The sequence below is a fragment of the Microbacterium sp. 1154 genome, from assembly GCF_031455375.1.
Lineage (GTDB): Bacteria > Actinomycetota > Actinomycetes > Actinomycetales > Microbacteriaceae > Microbacterium.
On the sequence record NZ_JAVDSN010000002.1, the window covers coordinates 248,187 to 272,116 of the forward strand.

Annotated in this window: 19 protein-coding genes and 1 tRNA gene; 8 read left to right on the forward strand and 12 right to left on the reverse strand. The window is 69.6% G+C overall.

Features of this window, described 5'->3' with window-relative positions; all coding sequences use genetic code 11:
- Positions 1-3: 3 nt before the first annotated feature.
- Positions 4-1,023: an NADPH:quinone reductase gene (locus tag J2X55_RS10460; protein ID WP_309823279.1), complete on the reverse strand. Its 1,020-nt coding sequence runs from the start codon at positions 1,021-1,023 to the stop codon at positions 4-6.
- Between the two features lie 125 nt (positions 1,024-1,148).
- Here J2X55_RS10460 and J2X55_RS10465 point away from each other — a divergent pair.
- Both J2X55_RS10465 and J2X55_RS10470 read left to right on the forward strand, forming a co-directional pair.
- Positions 1,149-1,230 (forward strand) — tRNA-Leu (locus J2X55_RS10465).
- A 42-nt stretch (positions 1,231-1,272) separates the two neighbouring features.
- A complete protein-coding gene (locus J2X55_RS10470; protein ID WP_115917842.1) occupies positions 1,273-2,022 on the forward strand; it encodes a DedA family protein in 750 nt (249 codons plus the stop codon).
- Here the strand turns inward: J2X55_RS10470 and J2X55_RS10475 are convergent.
- On the reverse strand, positions 2,019-2,900 hold the full coding sequence (locus J2X55_RS10475) for a Ku protein (protein WP_309823282.1): 882 nt from the start codon (positions 2,898-2,900) through the stop codon (positions 2,019-2,021). The genes J2X55_RS10470 and J2X55_RS10475 overlap by 4 nt on opposite strands.
- Before the next feature lie 193 nt (positions 2,901-3,093).
- On the opposite strand from J2X55_RS10475, the gene J2X55_RS10480 reads away from it, so the two are divergent.
- Positions 3,094-5,562, forward strand: coding sequence for an ATP-dependent DNA ligase (locus J2X55_RS10480; RefSeq protein ID WP_309823284.1), 2,469 nt, complete (start codon positions 3,094-3,096; stop codon positions 5,560-5,562).
- A 104-nt stretch (positions 5,563-5,666) separates the two neighbouring features.
- Here the strand turns inward: J2X55_RS10480 and J2X55_RS10485 are convergent, their stop codons facing one another.
- From J2X55_RS10485 to murI, 5 genes are all read right to left on the reverse strand, one after another.
- Positions 5,667-6,368, reverse strand: coding sequence for a GNAT family N-acetyltransferase (locus tag J2X55_RS10485; RefSeq protein WP_309823286.1), 702 nt, complete (start codon positions 6,366-6,368; stop codon positions 5,667-5,669).
- A gap of 57 nt (positions 6,369-6,425) precedes the next feature.
- Positions 6,426-7,343, reverse strand: coding sequence for a cation diffusion facilitator family transporter (locus J2X55_RS10490; protein WP_115917834.1), 918 nt, complete (start codon positions 7,341-7,343; stop codon positions 6,426-6,428).
- Between the two features lie 80 nt (positions 7,344-7,423).
- Positions 7,424-8,020, reverse strand: a complete 597-nt coding sequence (gene rdgB / locus J2X55_RS10495) for an RdgB/HAM1 family non-canonical purine NTP pyrophosphatase (RefSeq protein ID WP_309823287.1) — start codon at positions 8,018-8,020, stop codon at positions 7,424-7,426.
- Position 8,021: 1 nt separating this feature from the next.
- Entirely contained in the window at positions 8,022-8,747 is a 726-nt protein-coding gene (gene rph, locus J2X55_RS10500; protein WP_115917830.1) for a ribonuclease PH, read from the reverse strand.
- Positions 8,748-8,782: 35 nt separating this feature from the next.
- Positions 8,783-9,601 carry a glutamate racemase gene (gene murI, locus J2X55_RS10505; RefSeq protein WP_115917828.1) on the reverse strand — a complete coding sequence of 273 codons (819 nt, stop codon included), beginning with the start codon at positions 9,599-9,601 and terminating at the stop codon, positions 8,783-8,785.
- Between the two features lie 346 nt (positions 9,602-9,947).
- Here murI and J2X55_RS10510 point away from each other — a divergent pair, with 346 nt between their 5' ends.
- Complete coding sequence (locus tag J2X55_RS10510) at positions 9,948-11,273, forward strand: nicotinate phosphoribosyltransferase (RefSeq protein WP_309823288.1); 1,326 nt, start codon at positions 9,948-9,950, stop codon at positions 11,271-11,273.
- A 279-nt stretch (positions 11,274-11,552) separates the two neighbouring features.
- On the opposite strand, the gene J2X55_RS10515 is transcribed toward J2X55_RS10510, so the two are convergent.
- Genes J2X55_RS10515 through J2X55_RS10525 form a run of 3 tightly spaced genes read right to left on the reverse strand, consistent with a single transcriptional unit; the run spans position 11,553 to position 15,664 of the window.
- A complete protein-coding gene (locus tag J2X55_RS10515) occupies positions 11,553-11,819 on the reverse strand; it encodes a DUF3039 domain-containing protein (protein WP_056230575.1) in 267 nt (88 codons plus the stop codon).
- A gap of 51 nt (positions 11,820-11,870) precedes the next feature.
- Complete coding sequence (locus J2X55_RS10520; RefSeq protein ID WP_309823290.1) at positions 11,871-13,397, reverse strand: hypothetical protein; 1,527 nt, start codon at positions 13,395-13,397, stop codon at positions 11,871-11,873.
- Between the two features lie 11 nt (positions 13,398-13,408).
- Complete coding sequence (locus J2X55_RS10525) at positions 13,409-15,664, reverse strand: ATP-binding cassette domain-containing protein (RefSeq protein ID WP_309823292.1); 2,256 nt, start codon at positions 15,662-15,664, stop codon at positions 13,409-13,411.
- 272 nt (positions 15,665-15,936) lie between these two features.
- Here J2X55_RS10525 and J2X55_RS10530 point away from each other — a divergent pair, with 272 nt between their 5' ends.
- Both J2X55_RS10530 and J2X55_RS10535 read left to right on the forward strand, forming a co-directional pair.
- Positions 15,937-16,845, forward strand: a complete 909-nt coding sequence (locus J2X55_RS10530; RefSeq protein WP_309823294.1) for a hypothetical protein — start codon at positions 15,937-15,939, stop codon at positions 16,843-16,845.
- Between the two features lie 77 nt (positions 16,846-16,922).
- Positions 16,923-18,266, forward strand: coding sequence for a maltokinase N-terminal cap-like domain-containing protein (locus J2X55_RS10535; protein WP_309823295.1), 1,344 nt, complete (start codon positions 16,923-16,925; stop codon positions 18,264-18,266).
- 72 nt (positions 18,267-18,338) lie between these two features.
- On the opposite strand, the gene J2X55_RS10540 is transcribed toward J2X55_RS10535, so the two are convergent.
- Positions 18,339-19,886 carry a trypsin-like peptidase domain-containing protein gene (locus J2X55_RS10540; protein WP_309823298.1) on the reverse strand — a complete coding sequence of 516 codons (1,548 nt, stop codon included), beginning with the start codon at positions 19,884-19,886 and terminating at the stop codon, positions 18,339-18,341.
- A gap of 148 nt (positions 19,887-20,034) precedes the next feature.
- Here J2X55_RS10540 and J2X55_RS10545 point away from each other — a divergent pair, with 148 nt between their 5' ends.
- The gene (locus J2X55_RS10545; protein WP_309823300.1) at positions 20,035-21,240 is read left to right on the forward strand and encodes an aminotransferase class I/II-fold pyridoxal phosphate-dependent enzyme; all 1,206 of its coding nucleotides are present in this window, start codon (positions 20,035-20,037) and stop codon (positions 21,238-21,240) included.
- A 146-nt stretch (positions 21,241-21,386) separates the two neighbouring features.
- Here the strand turns inward: J2X55_RS10545 and J2X55_RS10550 are convergent, their stop codons facing one another.
- Entirely contained in the window at positions 21,387-22,457 is a 1,071-nt protein-coding gene (locus J2X55_RS10550; RefSeq protein ID WP_309823302.1) for an acyltransferase, read from the reverse strand.
- A gap of 128 nt (positions 22,458-22,585) precedes the next feature.
- Here J2X55_RS10550 and J2X55_RS10555 point away from each other — a divergent pair, with 128 nt between their 5' ends.
- Complete coding sequence (locus J2X55_RS10555; RefSeq protein ID WP_309823304.1) at positions 22,586-23,908, forward strand: O-antigen ligase family protein; 1,323 nt, start codon at positions 22,586-22,588, stop codon at positions 23,906-23,908.
- Positions 23,909-23,930: the final 22 nt, after the last annotated feature.

Consider the following 23,930-nt stretch of genomic DNA (forward strand, 5'->3'; position numbering starts at 1 on the left):
CACTCACTCCCCTACGCGAATCAGCACCTTGCCCAACGCGCCCTGCTCCACCGCGTCGTGCGCCGCGGCGGTGTCGTCCAGCGCGAACCACGTGAGCGGCAGCCCGGCGTCGTCCCCGACCGGGAGCGCTCCGTCGGCGACGGCCGCCGCGACGTCCTCGGCGGCGGCGAGCAGTGCCCGCTCCCCCACCGTGTACAGCAGCAGTCCCTGCCAGCGGACGTTCTTGGCGAAGCTCTCGCGCACCCGGGCGGTGAAATCGGCCCCGCCGTTGTCGGCGTAGTAGCCGATCGTCCCGTGATTGGCGACGACCTCGACGTCGAGACCGGCGTTGTCGGCGATGGCGACCTCGACGATGTGCTCGACGCCGTTCGGGGCGAGCTCCCGGATGCCGTCGGCCAGCGACTCGCTCGGGTACTGCAGCACATGGTGGGCGCCGGCCGCGCGGGCCAGAGCCTCTTTCTCGACGCTGCTCACGGTGGCGATGACCGTGGCTCCGGCCCAGGCGGCCAGCTGGATGGCGGCGTGACCGACGGCCCCGGCACCACCCTGGACGAGCACCGTGCGCCCGGCCAGCGCACCGGGAGCCAGACGCGAAGGTGCGTCCTCGTGAACCGTGAGGGCGCGGTGCGCGGTCATCGCGGGAACGCCGAGGCTGGCGCCGAGCTCGAACGACGCACTGTCCGGCAGGGGCACCGCACGCGACGCGGGGAGCACGGTGTACTCCGCCGCCGTGCCGAACGGGCGCTGGTGCGCGGCGAGGTACACCCACACCCGCTGTCCCACCGACAGTTCGTCGATGCCCTCGCCGACGGCATCCACCACTCCCGCTCCGTCCTGGTTCGGGGTGACCTCGTCAAAGGGGAGCGGACGCCCCGTCGTGGCGCGGGCCTTCCAGTCGGTGGGGTTCACGCCCGACACAGTGAGGCGCACGCGCACCTCTCCCGCGGCGGGTTCGGGCAGAGGCCGCTCCTCGAGCGAGAGGACGGAGGAGTCACCGGGCTGAGAGTACGTGATCGCCTTCATGCCGGATCCAGCGTCGAAGCGGGCGGAGACATTCCTCCGGCGTGTCGCGGCTACCGGACGAGCGCCGCGTTTGACGGCGGCTTCACAACGTCGGAGCGCGTCGCCCGCTTAGAATGAGCACACTCGCGGGAGTGGTGAAATCGGTAGACACGCAGGATTTAGGTTCCTGTGCCTTCGGGCGTGGGGGTTCAAGTCCCCCCTTCCGCACGGTAACCGCTCTCTGCACCCTTCCGACCCGACGGGACCGATGTGATCCACACCACCAGCTCGTTGCTCCCGTGGCTCGACCCCGCGACGATCATCACCAACTCGCAGCCGTGGGCGCTGCTCGTCGTCTGCTTCATCATCTTCGCCGAGACCGGTCTGCTCATCGGCTTCCTGCTGCCGGGCGACACCCTGCTGATCATGGCGGGCCTGCTGTCGCACTCGACTGACGCCGCCCCGAACGGCGTGTTCGGGCTCAACGCCTGGTGGGTCGCCCTCGCGATCGGTTTCGCGGCGTTCGTCGGCGGTGAGGTCGGGTACTTCATCGGCCACAAGGCGGGCCCGTCAATCTTCGAGCGCAAAGAGTCGGGGCTGTTCAGCAAGAAGAACGTCGAACGCACGAACGCCTTCTTCGAGCGGTTCGGCGGTCTGACCGTCATCCTCGCCCGCTTCGTGCCGGTCGTGCGCACCTTCGCGCCCATCGCCGCGGGTGTCGGCCACATGCCGTGGAAGAAGTACTCGCTGTACAACCTGATCGGCGCGGTCATCTGGGGCATCGGCCTGACGATGATCGGCTACCTGGTCGGCTACATCCCCTTCATCCGCGACATCGTCACCGAGTACATCGATGTGATCCTGCTCGCCGCCGTCGCCGGCACGGCGATCTTCATCGCGATCCACTACTTCCGTGAGCGCGCCGCCGCCAAGCGTGAGGGTGCCGTCACCCCCGCCGAGGCCGAATCGCTCACCCTCGACGCGAAGACCCTCGAAGACGGCGACCAGCCGACGCGCTAAGACGCCTTCGCGCTCTTCTTCTTGGCCGCCGGCTTCGTGTCGGCGGCCTTGTCTTTCTGGTCGGACTTGCCGCTGTCGGTGACGCCCGATCGGGCCGCGCGGCTCCGCTCGACGCTCGCGCGCAGGGCCTCCATCAGATCGATGACCTCACCGCCGTCCTCCTCTTCCTTCTTGCCGAAAGTCGCGTCGGTGTCGATCGCGTCGCCCTGCTCGAGCTTCGCGTCGATGAGGGTGCGCAGCTCGGCCTGGTACTCGTCGGTGAACTCCTCGGGGTCGAAGTCCTTCGAGAAGCTGTCGACGAGGGATGCCGACATCTCGAGCTCTTTCGCCGAGATGCGCACGCTCTCGTCGAGCGACGGGAACGCCGCCTCGCGCACCTCGTCGGCCCACAGCAGCGTCTGCAGCACGAGCACGTCGCCGCGCACGCGGAGGGCCGCGAGCCGGGTCTTCTGCCGGAGCGAGAAGCGGACGATCGCGGTGCGGTCAGTCTGCTCCAGTGTCTTGCGCAGCAGGACGTAGGCCTTGGGAGAGGAGGAGTCGGGCTCGAGGTAGTACGCCTTGTCGAGCGTCAGCAGATCGACCTGATCGCTCGGCACGAACTCGACGACCTCGATCTCCCGGCTGCGTTCGCTGGGCAACGACGCCAGGTCGTCCTTGGTGAGCACGACCGTCTGCTCGCCGTCGTCGTAGGCCTTGTCGATGTCCTGGTACGGCACCACCTCGCCGTCGACCTCGCAGATCCGCTGGTAGCGGATCCGGCCGCCGTCCTTGTTGTGCACCTGGTGCAGCGAGACGTCGTGGTCTTCGGTCGCCGAGTACACCTTGACGGGCACGTTGACGAGGCCGAAGGTCAGGGCGCCTTTCCAGATCGATCGCATGCGACCAGTGAACACCGGATGGGGTGCGGATGCCGAGACCCTTGCGAACCGGGTTCGCGCCCGTCCTAGGCCCCGGTGCATCCACAGCCCCTCACCCCCCACGCCCCGGACTAGCCCCCGTTCACCGGAGCCCGGCACCGCCCGCTCGCAACCCCCTGGGTACGCGTCACCGTCCTCGCCCTACGCTGGGGCGATGACGGAGCAGACGGTGCGTATCGGCGGTCGCCGCCTGCGTCTGTCGAACCTCGACAAGGTGCTCTACCCCGAGACCGGCACCACCAAGGGCGAGGTGGTCGACTACTACTCGCGGATCGCTCCCCTGCTGCTCCCGCACGTCGCCGACCGTCCGCTGACCCGCAAGCGCTGGCCCGACGGAGTGGGGACGGATGCCAGCCCCGGCGAGCCGTTCTTCGCCAAGGCCCTCGAACCCGGCGCTCCGACGTGGGTGCGTCGCTTCCCGATCGATCACTCCAGCGGCGCGAAGGACTACCCGCTCGTCGACGACCTGCCCACCCTGGTCTACCTCGCGCAGGTCGCGAGCCTCGAGCTGCACGTGCCGCAGTGGCGGTTCTCGAGCGAGGGCGGACGCCAGAACCCCGACCGCCTCGTGCTCGACCTCGACCCCGGACCGGGTGTGGGCCTCGCCGAATGCGCCGAGGTCGCGCGGTGGGCCCGGGCGATCCTGCAGGACATCGGTCTCGACCCGCTGCCGGTGACCAGCGGCAGCAAGGGCATCCACCTGTACGCGCGGCTCGACGGCAGACAGTCGAGCGATGCGGCGAGCGCCGTCGCGAAAGAACTCGCCCGGGCGATCGAGGCCGACCATCCCGACCTCGTCGTCAGTCAGATGTCGAAGGCCGCGCGCCCCGGCAAGGTCTTCATCGACTGGAGCCAGAACAACGGCTCGAAGACGACGATCGCGCCGTACTCCCTGCGCGGGCGCCCGCGTCCGTACGTCGCCGCCCCGCGCACGTGGGCGGAGCTCGACGACCCCGACCTGCGCCATCTGCTGTTCAGCGAGGTGCTCGAGCGTCCCGATGATCCGTTGGCGCCCGTCGACGCGGTGCACGGCCCCCTGCGTGCCTACATCGCGAAGCGCACGGCCGGGAAGACTCCCGAACCGGTCCCCGAGACACCGCACGGCGCTCCTGCGCCCGAGGGACTCCCCCGGTTCGTCATTCAGGAGCACCACGCGTCGCGCCTGCACTGGGACCTGCGCCTCGAACGCGACGGCGTGCTCGTCAGCTGGGCCGTGCCCAAGGGCGTTCCGCCGACGACGGCGAAGAACAGCCTGGCCGTCATGACCGAGGACCATCCGCTGCCGTACCTCGACTTCGCCGGTGAGATCCCCCGTGGTGAGTACGGCGCCGGCATCATGACCGTCTGGGACACCGGCACCTACGACCTCGAGAAGTGGCGTGACGACGAGGTGATCGCCACCCTCGAGGGCCGAGAGGGCGGCCCGCTGGGCCGCGTGCGTTTCGCCCTCATCCGCACCGAGGGGCACGGCGAGAAGTCGCAGTGGCTGTTGCACCGGATGAAGACGGATGCCGCGGGCCGACCGCAGAGCGACGGACAGCCCGTCGTGCCCCTGGACCACGGCTCCTCCGACGGGGGCCGCGCCGCCTCTCCCGCATCAGCCGCTACGCCACCCGCGGCTTCCCCACCCGCCGCCTCGCCGCCCCGCGTCGCCGACCTCAAGCCGATGCTCGCCACCTCTTCCACGGCCGGGATCGCCCGCGCCGCCGCTGAGCGCTGGGGCGGCACGCCCTGGGTGGAGATGAAGTGGGATGGCATCCGGGGTCTGGGAATCTGGGACGGCGAACGTCTGCGCCTGCGCTCGCGCAACGGCAACGACCTGACCGCCGCCTACCCCGAGCTGACGAGCGTCGATCTGGGACTCGGCTCCGACCCGGCGGTGTTCGACGGCGAGATCGTCGCCCTCGACGAGCAGGGTCGGCCGAGCTTCCCGCTGCTGCAGAAACGGATGAACCTCGCGAAGCCGCGAGAGATCGCCCTTGAAGCCGAGCGCACCCCCGTGCACCTGTACCTGTTCGACGTGCTGTCGGCGGGTGGCCGAGACGTGGCATCCCTGCCCCTGTCCCACCGGCGAGAAGTGCTCGAAGAGCTGGCCGGTCGCGCCGGGGGGCCTGTCGTCGTGCCTCCGGTGTTCGACGACGTGGATGCCGCGGTCGCGACGAGCGGCCGGTTCGGGCTCGAAGGGGTCGTCGTGAAAGACCCGGGCTCCACCTACCGGCGCCGCGTGCGGTCGGAGCAGTGGCTGAAGGTCAAACACTCGCGCACGCAAGAGGTCGTGATCGGTGGGATCCGGCCGGGCAAGGGCAACCGCGCGGGCACGATCGGCTCCCTGCTGGTCGGGGTGCCCACGGCGGACGGCCTGCGGTACGCGGGCCGAGTGGGCTCGGGATTCGGCGAGCAGACGCTGGCCCGGCTCACGGACCTCTTGGAGCCGCTGCGCGCCGACACCGACCCGTTCGTCGGAGTGCCGGCAGCCGACGCCCGCGATGCCCTGTGGGTCCGGCCCGAGCTCGTGGCCGAGGTGGAGTTCGCGGAGTTCACACCCGGCGGCATCCTGCGGCAGGCGCGGTGGCGGGGCCTGCGGCCGGACAAGGACCCGGGCGAGGTCGTGCGGGAGGACTGACCGTCGCCGGCGGGTGTCGCGACGTCAGGCGCGTGTCTCGACCCGCGTCAGCTCCGTGCTATTGGTGCTGTGGCGGCCTTCATGCCCGGGAGATGGCCCGGGCATCAGTCGTCGATCACCATCCACTCACCGAAGCGGCGAAAGCCGGAGGCCAGGGCCAACGCCACCGACGGCGCGTTATCGAGCTGGCATCGGTACTGCGGCTCGTACCCGCGCTCCAGGGCGTCGGCGGCCATCGCCAGCACGGTCGCTCGGGCGAGACCGCGACCGCGGAACTCCGGCAGTGTGAGGACCCCGAGATCGGCGAGACGGGTTCCGCTCCACGGGTACATGCTCGCGGCGGCGGCCAGCCGACCGTCGATGAACGTGCCGAAGACGAGCCAGTGGTCGATCTCGACGAACGCCTCGTCGAGATCGTCCTCGGGCGCCGCCGCTTCGAGGGCGGCGAACACCTCGGCATCGGCGACCGAGAGGCGGCGCGTGTTCGTGCCGGGGACAGTGGACGCGACATTCGCGTGCTCTTCCACCGGCAGGTAGAACAGGTGGTCGGGATCGTTCAGCACGATGCCGGAGGCCTCGATGCGCTCCCCCGCCGTGTCCGCGGGAAACCGCTCACCGTCGACCGCTCCGATCTGCACCGCGCGATCGGGCGTCAGCGAAACGATGGTGGCTCCGTCGTCGAGACGCAGGACCGAGACCGAGCGGTTCTCCGGAAGCTCTGCGTCCACGACGACGATCGCTTCGTCGTCGGAGAGGGAGTCCGACGCGGCCGGCAGCCAGTGGTCGATGACGAGAGAGGAGAACATGCGGAACCTTCCGTGGGTACGGGTGCCTGACGGCAGGCTAACGCACGGCACCGACGGTCACGCGTGACGCGAATCGTGCTCCACGTGCCCCGCGGGTTCGAGCTGGAAGGTCGAGTGCTCGACGTCGAAGTGATCCGCCAGGCACGTCTGCAGGGAACCGAGGATCGCGGCGGCCCGGCCGTCGGTGAGCGCGGCGTCTTCGACGATCACGTGGGCACTGAATACCGGCGCTCCCCGCGTCAGCTGCCACACGTGTACGTCGTGCACATCGACGACTCCGTCGGCCTCACGCAGGTGCTCGCGGATCTCGGCCACGTGCACCCCCACCGGCGCCGACTCCGTCAACACCACGACGACCTCGCGCAGCAGCCCGATGGCTCGCGGCACGATGAGCACCGCGATGAGCAGGGAGGCGATGGCATCCGCCTGCACGAATCCCGTCGTGATGATGACGAGGGCCGCGATGATCACGGCGACCGACCCGATCAGATCGCCCAGCACTTCGAGGTAGGCACCGCGCACGTTGATGCTGCGCTTCTGTGCGCGAGACAGCAGGAACATCGACACGGCGTTGGCGATCATGCCGACGGTCGCGACCACGAGCATGAGCCCGCCCTGCACCTCCGCCTCGGCCGGAGCGAGCAGCCGCTGCACGGCCTCGACACCCACCCACGCGCACAGCACGATGAGGATCACGCCATTGGCGAGCGCCCCCAGCACCTCGGCACGCTGGTACCCGAAGGTGCGGCGGTCATCCGCCGGCCGTGCCGCGATGGCGGTGGCGATCAGCGCGACCACCAGGGCGGCCGCGTCGGTGAACATGTGCGCGGCGTCGGCGAGCAACGCCAGCGATCCGGTGAGGATCGCCCCGACGATCTGCACCACCATTACCGTGGCCGTCAGGGCCAGGGCGGTCGCGAGCAGGCGCCGATTGCCGGCATCCCGGATGCCGCCGGAGGGCGCGTGATCGTGCATAGCTCCAGGCTAGAACGGGCACAGGTCCGGCCGCCGGGGTTCGGCGTAGTCGGGAATGAGAACGGGTGTCGCTCTCGCGCTCAGAGCTCGCGCAGAAGCGGCGCCAACTCCCGGAACGCGCGGGCCCGGTGCGACTCGGCGTTCTTCTCGGCCGCCGTCCACTCACCGACCGTGCGCTCCCGCCCCGCGGGCTGGCCGTCGGGGATGAAGACGGGGTCGTAGCCGAAGCCCCCGGGGCCGGCGGGTGCTGTCGCGAGGCGTCCGGGCCAGCGGCCCTCGACCGTCTGCTCGCCGCCGTCCGGGCGCACGAGCGCGATGACCGATACGAACTGCGCGGTGCGGTGCGGGTCGGCGACATCCGACAACTGGTCGAGCAGCAGTTCGAGGTTGGCGGTCGCGTCTTTCTTGTGTCCCGCCCAGTACGCCGAGAAGACCCCGGGCGAACCGCCCAAGACGTCGACGGCCACGCCGGAGTCATCCGCCAGCGCCGACAACCCCGTGTGCGCCGCCGCGGCGCGCGCCTTGATGAGCGCATTCGCGGCGAACGTCACGCCGTCTTCGACCGGCTCGGGGCCGTCGTAGCCGACGACCTCGAGGTCGGGACGCACCTCGGCGACGATCGCCTGGAATTCCTCGACCTTGTGCGGGTTGTGCGTGGCCAGGACGATGCGGGACATCTCAGCCCTCGAGCGCCGACGTCTGGATGCCGCGCAGCTCGGCGCACCCGTTCACGCCCAGCTCGAGCAACTGGTCGAGCTCGCGCTTGTCGAACGGCGCACCCTCGGCCGTGCCCTGCACCTCGACGAACAGCCCCCGACCGGTGACGACGACATTCATGTCGGTCTCGGCGCGCACGTCCTCGACGTACGCCAGGTCGAGCATCGGCTCGCCGTCGATGATGCCCACCGACACCGCTGCGACGGAGTCGCGCAGCACCTCGGCGCGCTGACCGATGAACTTCTTCTCGCGGCCCCAGGCGATGGCATCCGCGAGGGCCACGTAGGCACCGGTGATCGCCGCGGTGCGCGTACCGCCGTCGGCCTGCAGCACGTCGCAGTCGATCACGATCGTGTTCTCGCCGAGGGCCTTGGTGTCGACGACGGCACGCAGCGCGCGGCCGATGAGTCGCGAGATCTCGTGCGTGCGACCGCCGACCTTGCCCTTGATCGATTCGCGGTCGTTACGGCTGTTCGTCGCGCGCGGGAGCATCGCGTACTCCGCCGTGACCCAGCCCTTGCCCTTGCCGGTCAGCCAGCGCGGCACGCCGTTCGTGAACGACGCGGTGCACAGCACCTTGGTGCCGCCGAACGTGACGAGGGCGGAACCTTCGGCGTGAGCCGACCACCCGCGCTCGATGGTGACGGGACGGAGCTGGTCGTTGGTGCGACCGTCTTTGCGGGTCATGGGTCCTCCAGGGGAACGGGAATGGATGCCGCGACTCAGCGCGGCAGGTCGATGGCGCCGGTCTGCACGAGCTGCACCTCGCGCACCTCCCGGCCCATGAGGCGGTGCGCCAGGCGCAGGAAATCGTCGGCCGACGATCCCGTGGCCTCGTAGCGGGCGGTGGGCACGGCATCCGGGGTCGCGAGGAGATCCCGCGACACGAGCTGGCGGTAGACGTCTTTCGCGGTCTCGCTGTCGCTCGAGACGAGGCTTACGTCGGGGCCCATCACGTAGCTGATGGCCCCCTCGAGGAACGGGTAGTGCGTGCAGCCGAGAACCAGGGTGTCGACCCCGGCGTGGCGGAGAGGTGCGAGGTACTGCTCGGCGGTGGCGAGCACCTCGGGCGAGTCGGTGACGCCGGCCTCGACGAACTCGACGAAGCGCGGGCAGGCCTCGGCGAACACCGTGAGGCGCTCGTTGACCTCGAGCATGTCCTGGTAGGCGCGCGAGCCGATCGTGCCGACCGTGCCGATCACGCCGATGCGGCCGTTGCGGGTCGTCGACATGGCGGTGCGGACGGCCGGGCCGATGACCTCGACCACGGGCACGTCGTAACGCTCACGCGCGTCGCGGAGCATGGCGGCCGAGGCGGTGTTGCACGCGATCACGAGCATCTTGACGCCCTGCTCGACGAGGGTGTCGAGCACCTCGAGCGAATACTTGCGGACGTCGGCGATGGGCTTCGGACCGTAGGGCGAGCGAGCGGTATCGCCGATGTAGAGGATTGACTCGCGCGGCAGTTGCTGCGACACGGCCCGGGCGACGGTGAGTCCGCCGACCCCTGAGTCGAAGATCCCGATCGGCGCGTCGTTCATAGGGAGCCAGCCTATCGGGCGGGGGCCGCTCGGGCCGGGGGCGTGCCGGGGTCCGGATGGTTGCGTCGCCGGTTTGGGTGGGCGGGGCGTCCGTAACTCCTGAGAACGCGGGCGGTGCGGGCTCGCGCGGGCGTTGGCGAGGGTGACGGGGCGCAGGAATCAGGAGTTACGCGCGGGACGGCGCCGGAGCCGGGCGTCTCGGGCCCCGATGGTCGGGACCGGACCGCTGTTCAGCTCCCGTTGAGCCCCTCCGCCCGCCGGACCTCCGGAGTTCGGCACACCGACCCGGTGTCAAGCGGCGACGCGGCGCACGGGCGCGGTGCGAGGGCCCGAATAGGCTGGCGCCATGAGCCGTAGCACCGCCCTGCACACCGACCGGTACGAACTCACGATGCTCGACGCGGCCCTCCGCGACGGCACGGCCTCGCGTCGCTGCGTGTTCGAGGTGTTCGGGCGGCGCCTGTCGGGTGGCCGTCGGTTCGGGGTCGTCGCGGGCACGGGGCGTCTTCTCGAGGCGATTCGCGACTTCCGCTTCGGCGACGACGAGCTGCGCTACCTCCGCGACAACCGGGTGGTGGATGCCAAGACCCTCGACTTCCTCGCCGATTACCGGTTCACGGGCTCGGTGACGGGATACCGCGAGGGCGAGGTCTACTTCCCCGGCTCTCCCCTGCTCACGATCGAGGGCACGTTCGCCGAGGCCGTGCTGCTCGAGACGCTCGCGCTCAGCATCCTCAACTACGACTCCGCCGTCGCCACCGCCGCCGCCCGCATGAGTGTCGCCGCGGGCGATCGACCGCTCGCCGAGATGGGTTCGCGACGTGCCAGTGAGGAGGCCGCGGTCGCCGCCGCGCGCGCCGCGTATATCGCCGGCTTCTCGGCGACCAGCAACCTCGAGGCCGGCCGGCGCTGGGGCGTGCCCACCATGGGTACCGCCGCCCACGCTTGGACGCTGCTGCACGACACTGAAGAAGACGCGTTCCGGTCGCAGGTCGACGCGCTGGGCGCCGGTACAACGCTGCTCATCGACACTTACGACATCACCGAGGGCGTCAAGACGGCCGTGCGCGTCGCCGGCCCCGACCTGGGCGGGGTGCGCATCGACTCGGGCGACCTGCCGATCGTCGCGGGCGAGGTGCGCGCACTGCTCGACGACCTGGGCGCGACGAAGACGCGGATCACCGTCACGAGCGACCTCGACGAGTACGCCCTCGCTGCCCTGGCGGCCTCCCCCGTCGATTCCTACGGCGTCGGCACGTCGGTTGCGACCGGTTCGGGGGTTCCCACCGCGGGGCTCGTCTTCAAGCTCGTCGCTCGCGAGGCCGCCGACGGCTCGTGGGTGGGCGTCGCCAAGGCCTCCGCGCAGAAGGCCTCGCACGGCGGACGCAAGGCCGCGTTCCGCACGCTGGACTCGGGCACCGCGACCTCGGAGCTCATCGTCGTCAGCGACGGCTTCGAGGAGTTGTCGACCGCGGCCGAGCACCCCGACGCCCGCGCGTTGCAGGCGACCCTGATGCAGAACGGAGAGGCGGATGCCGGCGCTCTCGGCTCCGACGGGGTGCAGGCCGCTCGGGCTCATCACGCACGCGTCCGCGAGGAGCTGCCCGTGCGTGCCCTCGCGCTGAGCAAGGCCGACCCGGCGCTACCGACGGAGTACCGCGAAGCGCGGTGAAGGCCACCGGCGCCTCACGCCGGAGGGAGCTGCGCCTGCGGGTGAGAGGCCAAAAACTGTCGCCGAGCACGCGGCTCGGGGACAAGAAATGGCCCCTCACGCGGGTAGAGGTCTGCCGCGTGGGTCGGCTGGGGTCGACGCCTCGTAGAACCCGAACCCGAGCGCCTCACGCGCTACACCCCCGCGTGAGGGGCCGAAAACTGCCGCCCAGGGCGCGGCTCGGCGACAGAAAGTGGCGTCTCACGCGGGGTGAGGGCCGGGCCGCCGCGCGCGAGGCGCTCAGTTGATGAGGGATTCGTAGATCTCTTTGCACTGCGGGCACACGGGGAACTTCTCGGGGTCGCGCCCCGGCGTCCACTTCTTGCCGCACAGAGCCCGCACCGGCTTGCCGCTGAGGGCCGACTCGAGGATCTTGTCCTTCTTCACGTAATGGGAGAAGCGCTCGTGATCACCGGGCTCGATGTTCTCTTCGCGGATGAGCTCTTCGAGCTCGCGATCCAGGGTCGCGAGACCCCCGCTGTCGGGACTGTCGAGAGGCGTGCTCATGGAGAGCCAGTGTAGCCGCGGTCGGCCCCGAAGGGTCGGTCGAGGCCCGGCTCACGTCGCTTCGGCGAACTCCATGAGACGCGTTCCACGACGCTCGAACAGCGCGGCACCGATGGCGACACCGATGACGAGGACGATCACTCCCGCACCGATACCGACGCACAGGGCGAACATCGTGTCGATGGTCTCGCCGTTGACCGCCTGCCAGGTGAGCCACGCTGCGGGTGAGGCGGCCGCGATCGCTCCGGCCATCACGAGCCCCTGGGCGACGACGCCGCCCGAGCCGGTTCGCTGCGGCTGCTGGAAGGGGCTGTCGCCCGGCCGCGAGACCGCGTACGGCGCGACGACCGACGAGATGCTCGACAGTCCCAGACCAGCGAGGAACAGCGCCGCGCAGACGCCGACCATGGCGGGGAAGATCGCCCAGCGCCCGTGGGCGACGATGGCGAGCGGCAGGGTCACGGCGAGGATCGGGATGCCGATGAGCAGTACCGGCACGAGACGCCCGATGCGGTCGGGAGCCCCGCGCATGCCGCTCGCGATGTGCATCCAGAGGGCGGTGGAGTCGTAGGCGAGGTCGTTGTGCGGCAGCCATCCGAAGAAGAGCGCCATGATCGGCACCGGCAGCAGTACGGCGAGCTCGAACGGGACGCCGGCGACGAGGAGCGGCACCGTCGAGACCACGGCGGCGATCGGCACGATGATGACGTTCACGATGTACCGGCGGTCGCGCAGCCAGTACGAGAGGCTGCGGGCGGCGACCGCTCCCCCGGGCGTGCCGGGCAGGATCGCGAACCAACCGAGTCCGCCTCGCTCGCGCACGGCGACCGGGCGTCGGGTGGTGGTGAGCAGGACGTCGACGAGCGCGAACCACGCGAGCGTCAAGACGACGACGGTGGCGATTGCCACGATGAGGCTGCCGACGGCCGCCCCCGCCGAGGGCGCCAGGGCGATGCCCCACGCGGCGCCGATGGGGGTCCAGGCGAGGATCTCGGCGGCCGACGCGAGTTGCGAGGGCACGACGCCCCGCCATTCGAGCGACCCGAGGAAGACGCCGACCGGCACGACGACCACGAGGACGGCGATCAGGTAGACGCCGATCAGCTCGCGCGACTGCCGCGGCCGCTGCACGAGCGCGCCGAGTGCCATGCTCACGCGCGCGAACAGCACACAGGTGGTCAGGCCCAGGACGACGGATGCCACGCTCGCCCAGGCCGACGCCCCGTGCGCGCCCCAGGCGATGGCGAGGCTGACTCCCAGAACAAGCACCACGAGCACCGGCACGCTGAGGAACCCGGCCAGCAGCAGCGCCCCGGCGAGGGGTCGGGGTTCCGGGCCGACGACGGCGAAGCGTCGCGGGTCGAGCGGGTCGATCGAGGCGGTGACGGGAGGACCGACCGCGAAGCCGAGCGTCACCGCCGAGCCCGCGAGAACGGTGACGACCGCCGTGGTGAGGGGGCTGGCATCCGCGAGACCGGCGGCGCTGCGCGCAGCGACGACGGTGGCGGCGATCAGGATGACGACGCCGATGGCACGCCGGACGACGTCGCGCCGGTCGCCCCGGAGGGCGCCCAGCATCATCGCGAGCCTCAGGCGGAGAACGTGTGCAACCACTCGAGGCCCTCCACGTCGCCGAGCCCGCCGGAGAGTTCGCGGAAGCGCTCCTCGAGCGTTCCTTCACCGCGCACCTCGTCGACGGTGCCCTCGGCGAGCACCTGTCCCGAGACGATGACGGCGACGCGCGAGCAGACGCGCTCGACGAGTTCCATGCCGTGGCTCGAGAGGATGACCGTGCCGCCGTGGTCGACGTAGGTGCCGAGGATGTCGAGGATCACACCGCTCGACACCGGGTCCACGGCCTCGAACGGCTCGTCGAGCACCAGCAGGCGCGGCGAGTGGATCATGGCGCCGGCGAGCATGACCTTCTTGGTCATACCGGCGGAGTAGTCCGAGACCGGGCGCGACAGCGCCTCGACGAGGTCGAAGGCCCGGGCGAGGTCGGCGATGCGACTCTCGACGAGCGCCGCGGGCAGGCCGCGCAGCGCGCCGTAGTACGACAGCAGTTGACGGCCGGTGAGACGGTCGAAGGTGCGCAGCCGGTCGGGCAGCACACCGATGAGCTTCTTCGCCTCGCGCGAGCGCTTGGCCGCGTCGACACCGTTGATGGTGACGGTGCCGCCGTCGGGACGCAGGAGTCCCGCGATGATTGACAGGGTCGTGGTCTTGCCGGCGCCGTTCGGCCCGACGAGGCCGTAGAACGCGCCCGCGGGCACGGTCAGGTCGACCGCGTCGACCGCGCGCAGCTCGCCGAAGCTCTTCGTGATCGTGCGCAGGGCCAGGGCCGGGACGGCGGTTTCGTCAGCGGATGCCGTGGACACCTCGACCGCGGGCTCCGCGACGGTCGCGGCGGGTTCGAGGGCGTCATCGTCGTGGGTCAGGGCCTCGTGCGCCTCGGGTTCCGCGAGGGGTCCGGCCGGCGCCACGTCGAAGACGGCCGTCTGTCCGTCTTCGACGGCGGGCGTCGCACCGACGACGGTCGTCTCGGGCGCCTGGGTCGGCGTCGGCTCGACCGGGAGGTCGGAGTCGGAGGCGACCGGATCCACCTCGTCGACGCCAGCATCGCTGGACGACGGAACGACGGAGAGGTCCGTGTCGGTGGGCGCCGACTCGACCTCGTCGATGCGCACGTCGGCGGGAGTCGGATCCTCGGAAGAGGTCGCGCGGTCGACGGAGGCGGGCGCGGGATCCGCGGTCTCGCCATCGTCTTCGGACGTCGGCTCGGCGGGAACGTCGGGCTCGAGGGGCGTCTCGGTCACCACCTCCGCCGTCGACGACACAGCTCGCTCAGACGACGATGCGCTCTGCTCGGACGCGTCCGCCACATCGATCGCGGGCTCCTCGACGGCCACGTCCGCCGGCGCGGGGTCAGCGGCGCTCTCGGCAACCGGCTCCTCTACGGCGACATCCGCCGGCGTGGGGTCAGCGACGGTCTCGATAACCGGCTCCTCGACGGCCACGTCCGTCGGCGCGGGGTCAGCGGCAGTCTCGATAACCGACTCCTCGACGGCGACATCCGCCGGCGCGGGGTCAGCGACAGTCTCGACAACCGGCTCCTCGATGGCGACATCCGCCGGCGCGGGGTCGGCGACGGTCTCCTCAACCGATTCCTCCCCCACAGCGTCCGCGGGCGCGGCACCGGCGAGCGCCGCCTCGGTCGCGGGCAAAGGCGGGCGCGGCGGCACCACGATGTCGTCGGGAAGGAGCGGGGGGATGCCGGCCTTCGGCGCCTCGAGGGCCGCCTCACCCTTCGGCACGTCGAGAGACGCAGCCTCCGCAGCCGACGCTGCCTCCGCGGCCTTCGCCGCCGCGGCCTTCGCCGCCGCGGCCTTGGCCGCCGCCGTCTGGCGCGGAGCGGCGGGCTTCTTCGGCACGGCGGGCTTCGCGGCGGCGGGCTTGGCGGCAGCGGGCTTCGCGGCAGCAGCCGCCTTCGCAGTGGTCGAGCCCGCGGCCTTCGACGCGGCCGTCGCACGCGGGGCCGCCGGCTTCTTCGGCGCCGCGGGCTTCTTCGCCGCGGGCGTGCGGGCCGTGGTGCCCGTACCCGAGGCGGCGCGGGCGGCGGTGGTGCGCGGAGCACGCGGCTTGGCAGCCGGCTTCGGCGCTTCAGCCGAATTGGCTTCCGCACCGTCGGTCGCGGCGGCAGCGGCAGGCTTACGCGGAGCGCGCGGAGTCGTCGCGCGGGGCGTGCGGGGCTTCGGCGGAGGCGACACCGAGGCTTCGGCGCTCGCCGACGCGCCCTCGGTATCTGCGGAGGACTTTTCGGGGGGCACCGGCAGCGACGCTGTCATCGCACCAAACTACCAACCCCCTCCGACACCGCCCGACGTCGGGTCGCGCGCCGCACACACTCACAGATAACGAAAAGCCCCGGGACCAGCGTGAAACATTTCATCCGAACGAATGACGCCCTCTTCCGGCATCCCGCCGCCCCCGGTCCCCCGCGTGAGTCGCCAAAATGTGTGGCGCCCCCAGACCCCGCCCCAGGCCCGAGGACCCCGACACCCGCCGCCCCGCCGTCAAGCACCCCCGCCCGACGCGCTCATCGGGTGAGGATGGATGCATGGCCGAGAAGGTGCACCGCATCCACACCCTGCCCGACGACGCCCCCTGGAAGGGCGGCCTCCCCCCGGTGGGGTCGGAGGAGCACCCGCGCACCATCCGCATGCTCGATCGGGTGCTGTCGGTGCAGCGCCCCGTGGTGCTCGCGCATCTGCGCAGCATCCGTCTGCGGCATCCGGATGCCGGGGTCGACGAGATCCTGAAGATCCTCGAGCGTCGCTATCTCGCGGCCGTCACCACCGGCGGAGCCGCCGTCGGTGCGACCGCCGTGGTCCCCGGGATCGGAACCGGCGTGACACTCGCGCTCAGCGGCGTCGAGACGGTGGGCTTCCTCGAGGCGACCGCTCTGTACGCGCAGTCGGTCGCCGAGGTGCACGGGATCGTGGTTCAGGACCCCGACCGTGGTCGCGCCCTGGTGCTCGCGCTCATGCTGGGCAAGGAGGGCATCGACCTCGTCTCGCAGCTGGCCTCTCAAGCCGCCGGTCGCGGGGGCACGCGTTCCAGCTACTGGGGCGAGATGGTCACGAAGACGCTTCCGCGCGCGATGGTCGGTCCCCTCGTCGACCGGCTCAAGACGACGTTCGTGCGCCAGTTCGCCACCCGCGGGGGTGCGTCGTGGATCGGCAAGGCCCTGCCGTTCGGCGTCGGCGCCGTGGTGGGCGGGGCGGGCAATCACATCCTCGGCCGTCGCGTGCTCGTCAACGCGCGGCGGGCGTTCGGCGCTCCCCCGCTCACGCTTCCCGCCGATCTCGAGCCTCAGCCGGGGGCGGAGCGTCTCGAGCGCGCCGCGTTCGGCGGCGTGCGTCGCGCCGGCGAAGCCATCGCTCGCCGGGCTCTCCCCCGCCGTTCGCGCCGCACCGACTCATCGGAGCTCGAGGCGGGCGGCGCGGAGGAGGCGCCGGCATCCTGAATTTCACCCTCTCTCATCGAGACGGGGCCGCGCGCAAGACCTGCGCGCAGGACGGCGGGGCGCGTTAGCCTCGCCGCATGGGCGACCTCCTCGAACTCCTCGCTGTCTGGATGCCGCGGCAACGCTGGTACGGCACGAAGGGCCGCGACCCGCGGCTGACTCTCGTGGCCGACTGGCCGCTCGACGCCGTCGACGCGCGACTGCTGCTGGTGCGCGACGAAGCCGTGCAGCCGGCGATCGTCTACCAGGTACCCGTCGCGCGGCGGCCCGAGGGCTCGGTTCCCCCGGGAAGCCTGATCGGCGCCGCCGGTGAGGCGCTGGTGTGGACGGATGCCACGACCGACCCCGCCTTCACCGATGCGCTGTACGCGCTGGTGACGGCGGGCGGCGACGCGGGTTCGGAGGAAGACGGGTTCCGTGGCATCCCGCTCGGAGCGACCAACGGACGCCCCCTGGCCGCACGCGTGAGTGCTCGCGTGCTGAGCGGTGAGCAGTCGAACACCTCGATCATCTACCGGCCTGAGGGTGAAGAATCGGGCGTCCCGGTGATCTGCAAGTTGTTCCGGCAGGTTAACCCCGGGATCAATCCCGACGTCGAACTTCAGTCCGCTCTGGCCGCCGGTGGGGCCACTTTCGTCCCCGGAGCGATCGGCGAGGTGCGCGGCACGTGGATGACCCCCGAGGGGGTTCCGGTGAGCGGTTCGCTCGCGTTCGCTCAGGAGTTCTTCGAGGGGGTCGAGGATGCGTGGCGCGTCGCCCTGGACGCGGCCGCCGCAGGCGACGACTTCTCGGAGCGCGCCTACGCGTTGGGCGCGAGCGTCGCCGGCATGCACCTGGCTCTGGCCCAGCAGTTCTCGACGCTGAAGCCGAGCCCTGCCGACCGCTCGTCGGTGACGAACGCCTGGGAGCGCCGCCTCACGATCGCGCTGATGGAAGTACCCCAGCTCGCCCCGTACGCGGAACAGATTCAAGAGGTGTACGACAACGCCCTTTACGGTCCGTGGCCGGATCTGCAGCGCATCCACGGCGATCTGCACCTCGGACAGGTGCTCGACACCCCCTCGAACGGCTGGGTGCTGCTCGATTTCGAGGGCGAGCCGCTTCGACCGATCAACGAACGCCTGCAGCCCGATGTCGCCGTGCGCGACGTCGCCGGCATGCTCCGATCGTTCGACTACGTCTCGGGCGCCGTCGCCGACGATGACGGTGACGCCGTCCGCGCGTGGGTCATCGCGGCGCAGCAGGCGTTTCTCGACGGCTACGCCGCAACGACGGGCCGCCCGCGCGCCGACGACGACGCGCTTCTGAAGGCGTTCGAACTCGACAAGGCGGTCTACGAGGCCATCTACGAGACGCGCAATCGTCCGGATTGGGTGGGCATCCCCCTCGCGGCGATCGGGCGTCTAGCCCCGCTGCACTGACGCCGCCCCGACGCGCAGAAGAACGCCACCCCGCGCGATCCGGCGGGGTGGCGTTCTTTCGTGGTGAGCGGGTCAGCTCGTGGGCATGGAACCCAGGGTGACCTCGGCCGTCTTCTCCTGGTTGCCGCGGTTGTACGTGACCTCGGCCTTGCTGCCGGCGGCGAGAGCGCGCACCTGAGCGGTCAGGTCGATGGAGTTCGTGATCGGGATGCCGTTGAACTTCGTGATCACGTCGCCCTTCTGGAGCCCTGCGGCCTGGGCGGCGCCGCCGCTCGAGACGTCGGCGATGTAGGCACCGGTCGTGGTCGCTCCCTGGATGGACGCGGCATCCTGAACCGAGGCACCCAGCAGGCCGTGCGAGGCGGAACCGTTGTCGATGATCTCCTGCGAGACGCGCTTGGCGATGTCGGAGGGGATCGAGAAGCCGACGCCGATGTTGCCGGACTGACCGCCCGACGACGACCCGCCGGCGCTCGCGATGGCGACGTTGATGCCGATCAGCTTGCCCTGGTTGTCGACGAGCGCCCCGCCCGAGTTACCGGGGTTGATGGCGGCGTCGGTCTGGATGACGGCGATCTTGATGGTCTGGTTGGTCGACTGCTGCTGCTCGCCCTGACCGAAGTCGAAGCGGAACGGGCTCTCGCCGCCCTGGCCCTGGTCCTGCTGCTGATCGGACCCGTCGCTTGGCGCGGCCGACGAGGCGACCTGGATCGAGCGGTTGAGCGCGCTGACGATACCCGTGGTGACCGTGTTGGGCAGGTCGAGCGGGGCGCCGATGGCGATGGCGTTGTCGCCGACGTTGAGCTTCGACGAGTCGGCCCACTCGATCGGGGTCAGGCCCGACGCGTTGTCGAGCTTGATGACCGCGAGGTCGTAGGTGGGGTCGGTGCCGACGACCGTGGCCGCGTAGACCTTGCCGTCGGAGGTGGTGACCGAGATCTTCGCGCTGCCGCTCTGGCCATCGAGGGTGACCACGTGGGTGTTGGTGAGCACGTAGCCGTCCTGGCTGAGGATGACGCCCGAACCGGTACCGCCCGACTGTCCGGCGGTGGCGCTGATGGTGACGACGCTCGGCACCACCTTCGCGGCGACCGCGGAGGTGTTGTTGACGCTGTCGGGGTTATTGACCGTGATGGCCTGCGGTCCCGAGGCGACGGACGAGCTCGACCCGCCCCAGAGGTTCAGGCCGGCGTACGTGCCGCCGAGGCCCGCGCCACCGCCGACGAGGGCGGCCGCGACCAGCAGGGCCGCGATGCGCGGCGCCGAACCCTTCTTGCGGGGGGCGGTCGAGGTCGACGAGGGCATCGCGAGCGTGGGGTGCGCGTCGGTTGCGGCAGGGCCGAAGGCCTGGCCGGTGGGCGACGTCGCGCCCGAGGGGGCCGAGGCGTACCCGGGGTGCTGCGCGAAGGGCTGCTGGGGCGCAGCACCCGCGGCGGGCGGCGGCCAGGCTGCGGCGGCCGAGGCCGGCGAGCGGGTGGGGACCGGCGGCGCGTCGTAGCGCGGGGCGGCGGGGGTGGTGGACTCGGGCTGCGGCGACGCGGGAACGGCGCCGTTCGCGGCCGAGTTGTTCTGGTGGCTGTTGTCGTTGCCCTCGGGACGGTTGTCCGTGGTGTCGCTCATGGGATGCTCCTTGTTCCAGGTGCTTCTACGATGACCACCGATCCTGTGGACCACCTATGACGGGCGTGGGCCGTCTCTATGGGTCTAGCAGGAGAGACCCGCGTGGCATTCCCTCTTGCGCTGCACGAGGGTGCGGCATCCTGGATCCATGCGACACATTCCCGGCGCCTGGCAGCGCACCGCTCGAGGCGCGGGTCTGCTCGCGCCCGACAACTCGTCGGTTCCCACGATCTTCGCCGAGATGAGCGCTCTCGCCGCGGCGACCGGCGCCCTCAACCTCGGGCAGGGCTTCCCCGACGAGGACGGACCGGAAGCGGTTCTGGATGCCGCCCGCTCGGCCATCTCGTCGGGGATCAACCAGTACGCGCCGGGGCGCGGCTTTCCCGACCTGCTGGCCGCCGTCGCCGAGCACCAGCGGCGTTTCTACGGGATCGAGCTCGACCCGCAGCGCGAGGTGCTCGTGACGGTCGGGGCGACCGAGGCGCTCGCCGCGACCCTGCTGGCGCTCGTGGACTCCCCCGACGACGAGGTCGTGGTGTTCGAGCCGTACTACGACTCGTACGCGGCCTGCGTGGCCCTCTCGGGCGCGAAGCTCGTGCCGGTGCCCCTGCGGTGGCCCGACTTTCAGCCCGACCTGGAGCAGCTGGCATCCGCGGTCACCGATCGCACCCGCGTGATTCTCGTGAACGATCCGCACAACCCCACCGGCACGGTGTTCTCGCGCGAGGTGCTCGACGAGGTGGTGCGCCTGGCCCACCAGCACGACGCGATCATCGTCACCGACGAGGTGTACGAGCACCTCGTGTTCGACGGACCGCACGTGCCGATCGCCACCCTTCCGGGTGCCTTCGAGCGCACGGTGTCGATCTCGTCGGGCGGCAAGACCTTCTCGCTCACCGGATGGAAGACCGGGTGGGTCACCGGGCCCGCCGACCTCGTGTCGGCCGTGCTCGCCGTGAAGCAGTACCTGACGTACGTGGGCGGTTCGCCGTTCCAGCCGGCGATCGCCGTGGGCCTGCGCCTGCCCGACGCCTTCTTCACCTCGGTCGCGTCGGAGATGGCCGCCAAGGCCGCCCTGTTGGGCACCGGTCTGCGCGCCGCCGGTTTCGACGTCTCGACCCCCGCGGGGTCGTACTTCACGGTGGTGGATGCCGCCCCGCTCGGCGCCACCGACGCCGACGCGTTCTGCCGCGAGCTGCCCGCCCGCGCCGGTGTGGTCGGCATTCCGCTCACCGCTTTCGTCACGCCCGCACACCGCGGCGAGTACGCGACCTTGGTGCGGTTCGCCGCGTGCAAGCGGGTGGAAGTGCTGGAGGACGCGGCGGGGCGGTTGGCGGGGATGACGTTCAACTGAGGGCTGCGGTTGAATGCCGAAACCGCCACCCACTGCGTTGTTGCCGACAATGGAGTCGCGAGCGCGACATCAGTCGAACCAGTAACTGACGCTCCCTGGTCGGACCGGGACATCGAGTCCACGTGAGGCACGTTACTTCATGATTTCTACGCGTCCGCCGCACTCTGTGCGACTGCAGCCACGCCTTCGCGCGAGGTCGTTCGCTTGAGGGAGAGCGCGCGCTTCTCGACTAGGTGCCATGACAACCAGGCCACGAAAAGGGTCACTCCGACCACGATAAGCACCAGCCACCAGTCGTCCGTCCACCCGAACCAGATAAAGGCGTTGATGACAAGCACGTGCCAGATATAGGTGCCGTAGCTCAGGTCCCCAAGGCGCTGAGTGAGCCGCGCCAGAACCAGTGGACCGTTGTAGCCGAATTGGACAACGAGGTAGCCGAGCGGAACGGCAATGAGAAGAGGTTCGATTGGGCCAACTACGTCAGTCTGGAGGGCAAATACTTTGACGGGCAGATAGACGGCGAGAACAACACCGAATAGCCACCAATTGGCAGGCACACGCCCCCAGTAGCGCGCCCAGAAGATGCCCACAGTGAAGAATGCAGCCTTCTCGAGGAAGGTGTGGTGCACGACCGTCTGAAGCAAGCCGCCCTGCGCAGAGAGCAGCGGGCCCACGATGGAAAGCACAATCATGGGCGTCAGCATCACCCAGAAGCCAAAGCGACGCGCAAGGAGGACCAGCAACGGCACCACTAGATAGAAGCTAACTTCCGCCGGGATAGTCCATAACTGCCCGTTGATTACCCCCGTTCCGAAGTCCTGCCAGACTGAAGGATCGTAGTTAGGCAGCAGAACGAAGGACGCCCCCAACCAGACGATCATCTCGGGATTTGCGAGCGCCGGCAGGGCCACCGCACCTAGTGCGACGAGGAGGAAAGGCGCGGACGCAGCGAAAACGTAGATAGCAGGAGCAACACGCAGATACCGATTCCAAAAGAAGTCACGCCACCGGCCGGTCCGACGATAGATACTCTCGCCAGACTTGTAGACGAGCAGGCCAGAGATGATGAAGAACATTCCGACACCGTCGACCAGTTCGGACGCGCCCCAAGCAAACGGCGCGCGCAGGTCAGTTTGGGAGTGCGCAACAACCACGACGAGGGCTGCAAACAAGCGGAGGAAGTCGAGCGTGTTGTCGCGTGCACGGCGTTCAGGCATATGCGAAGCATAGGCGCCACCGAATCGCAATCGAGGCGCGGCGCGAACAGGCCGACGCAGCGCGCGGGACTGGCCGCCATTGCGCGCGCGCACGTCACCAGGCCCTCGGTGAGAGTAGCCTTCGAGACGTGCTGGAAATAACCGCCGCGTTGGCCGTGTCCGCGCTCGTCGTGATTGTCCTGCTGACGTGCCGAAGAGATTGGGTGTCCGCCATAGCGGGGAGCCTCGTAGTGGCGGCCGTGGTTCTCATACCGACCTTCTACGTTTCCGAAACGGGCACGAAGAACGGGGTTCTCGCGGTGGCATCGGTGGCCGCGCTTCTCGTGCTCCTGCGTCGCCGCTTCGACGCGTCTCGTCGGCGAGGCTCGTGGTTGGTCGCCGCCTACGTCGCGTTGGCCGCCGCCGCCACCGTCCTGCATCCGCAAACCGCACAAATGACCGAACTAGTGACCGCGGCACTCCCCGGCGCCAGCCTTCTTGTCATCTGGCTCGCCTCATTACCGAGCGAGAGAATCTTCCTGATACGACTCATCGTCGGCGTGTCTACACTGGAAGCCATCTACGCGCTGCTCGAGATGGTGGGCCTAGCACCGCGCTTGTGGGAAAACCCCGTCATCTACCCCCATCAGCTATTACCGGGCCTAACGCGCGGCGAAGGCACAATGGGCCACCCGCTCATGCTGGCTCTCCTACTTCTGCTAGCCGTAGCTCTCGTACTCAGCCAGCAGGCCAAATTCACACGCCCTCAGAAAACCGCATCTTTCATCCTCTTGTCAGCCGGCCTTTTTGCTACGGGAAGCCGATCGGGAATCATTGTCGCTGTTGCGTTACTTCTGTTTTCGCTTGGCGGCAGTCGGGCAACGCGGGTAGTCGTCGGCTCATTCAGCGCGCTTCTGCTTACGTTATTCCTCGCCGCAACAGGATTTTTTTCCGGTAATATAGTCACCAGCTTCTTGGAAGGTGACTCCGTTGGCCATCGTAGCGGCGCGTTGGAGGCGGTACCAAAACTTATCACTCAGCAACCAGCGAACGTGATAATCGGCAACGGAGTCGGATCGGTCGATAACCTGTTCACCCAAGGTCTGCTGCAGACCGGCAACTTCTTCGCTATCGACAACCAACTCGTGACGACACTCGCCACCACAGGAATACTGGGTCTTGTGACGCTCGTAGTGACCGTTGTGGTCGCTCTTTGCCAGCGCGATGCAATCCGAAAGCCGCTGATAGCGGTGACAATCTTTTTCTTCACCTTTGACGTGCTCTCGTGGCCTGCAGGCTTCTCCCTCTACGCCCTCGCCTTGGGCCTGTGCTTCACTCAGCAGGATCACAAATCGTCCGAGCAACCGATGGGAGGAACAAAGCCAATCAATGCCCTTCGCAGCTCAGTTCAGGCGGATTCATTGCCAAAAAAACGAGCCGCGATGCGCCGGCCGCGCGCCCTGCTCAGCTGAGTGCCGCCCGGCGAAGCCACCA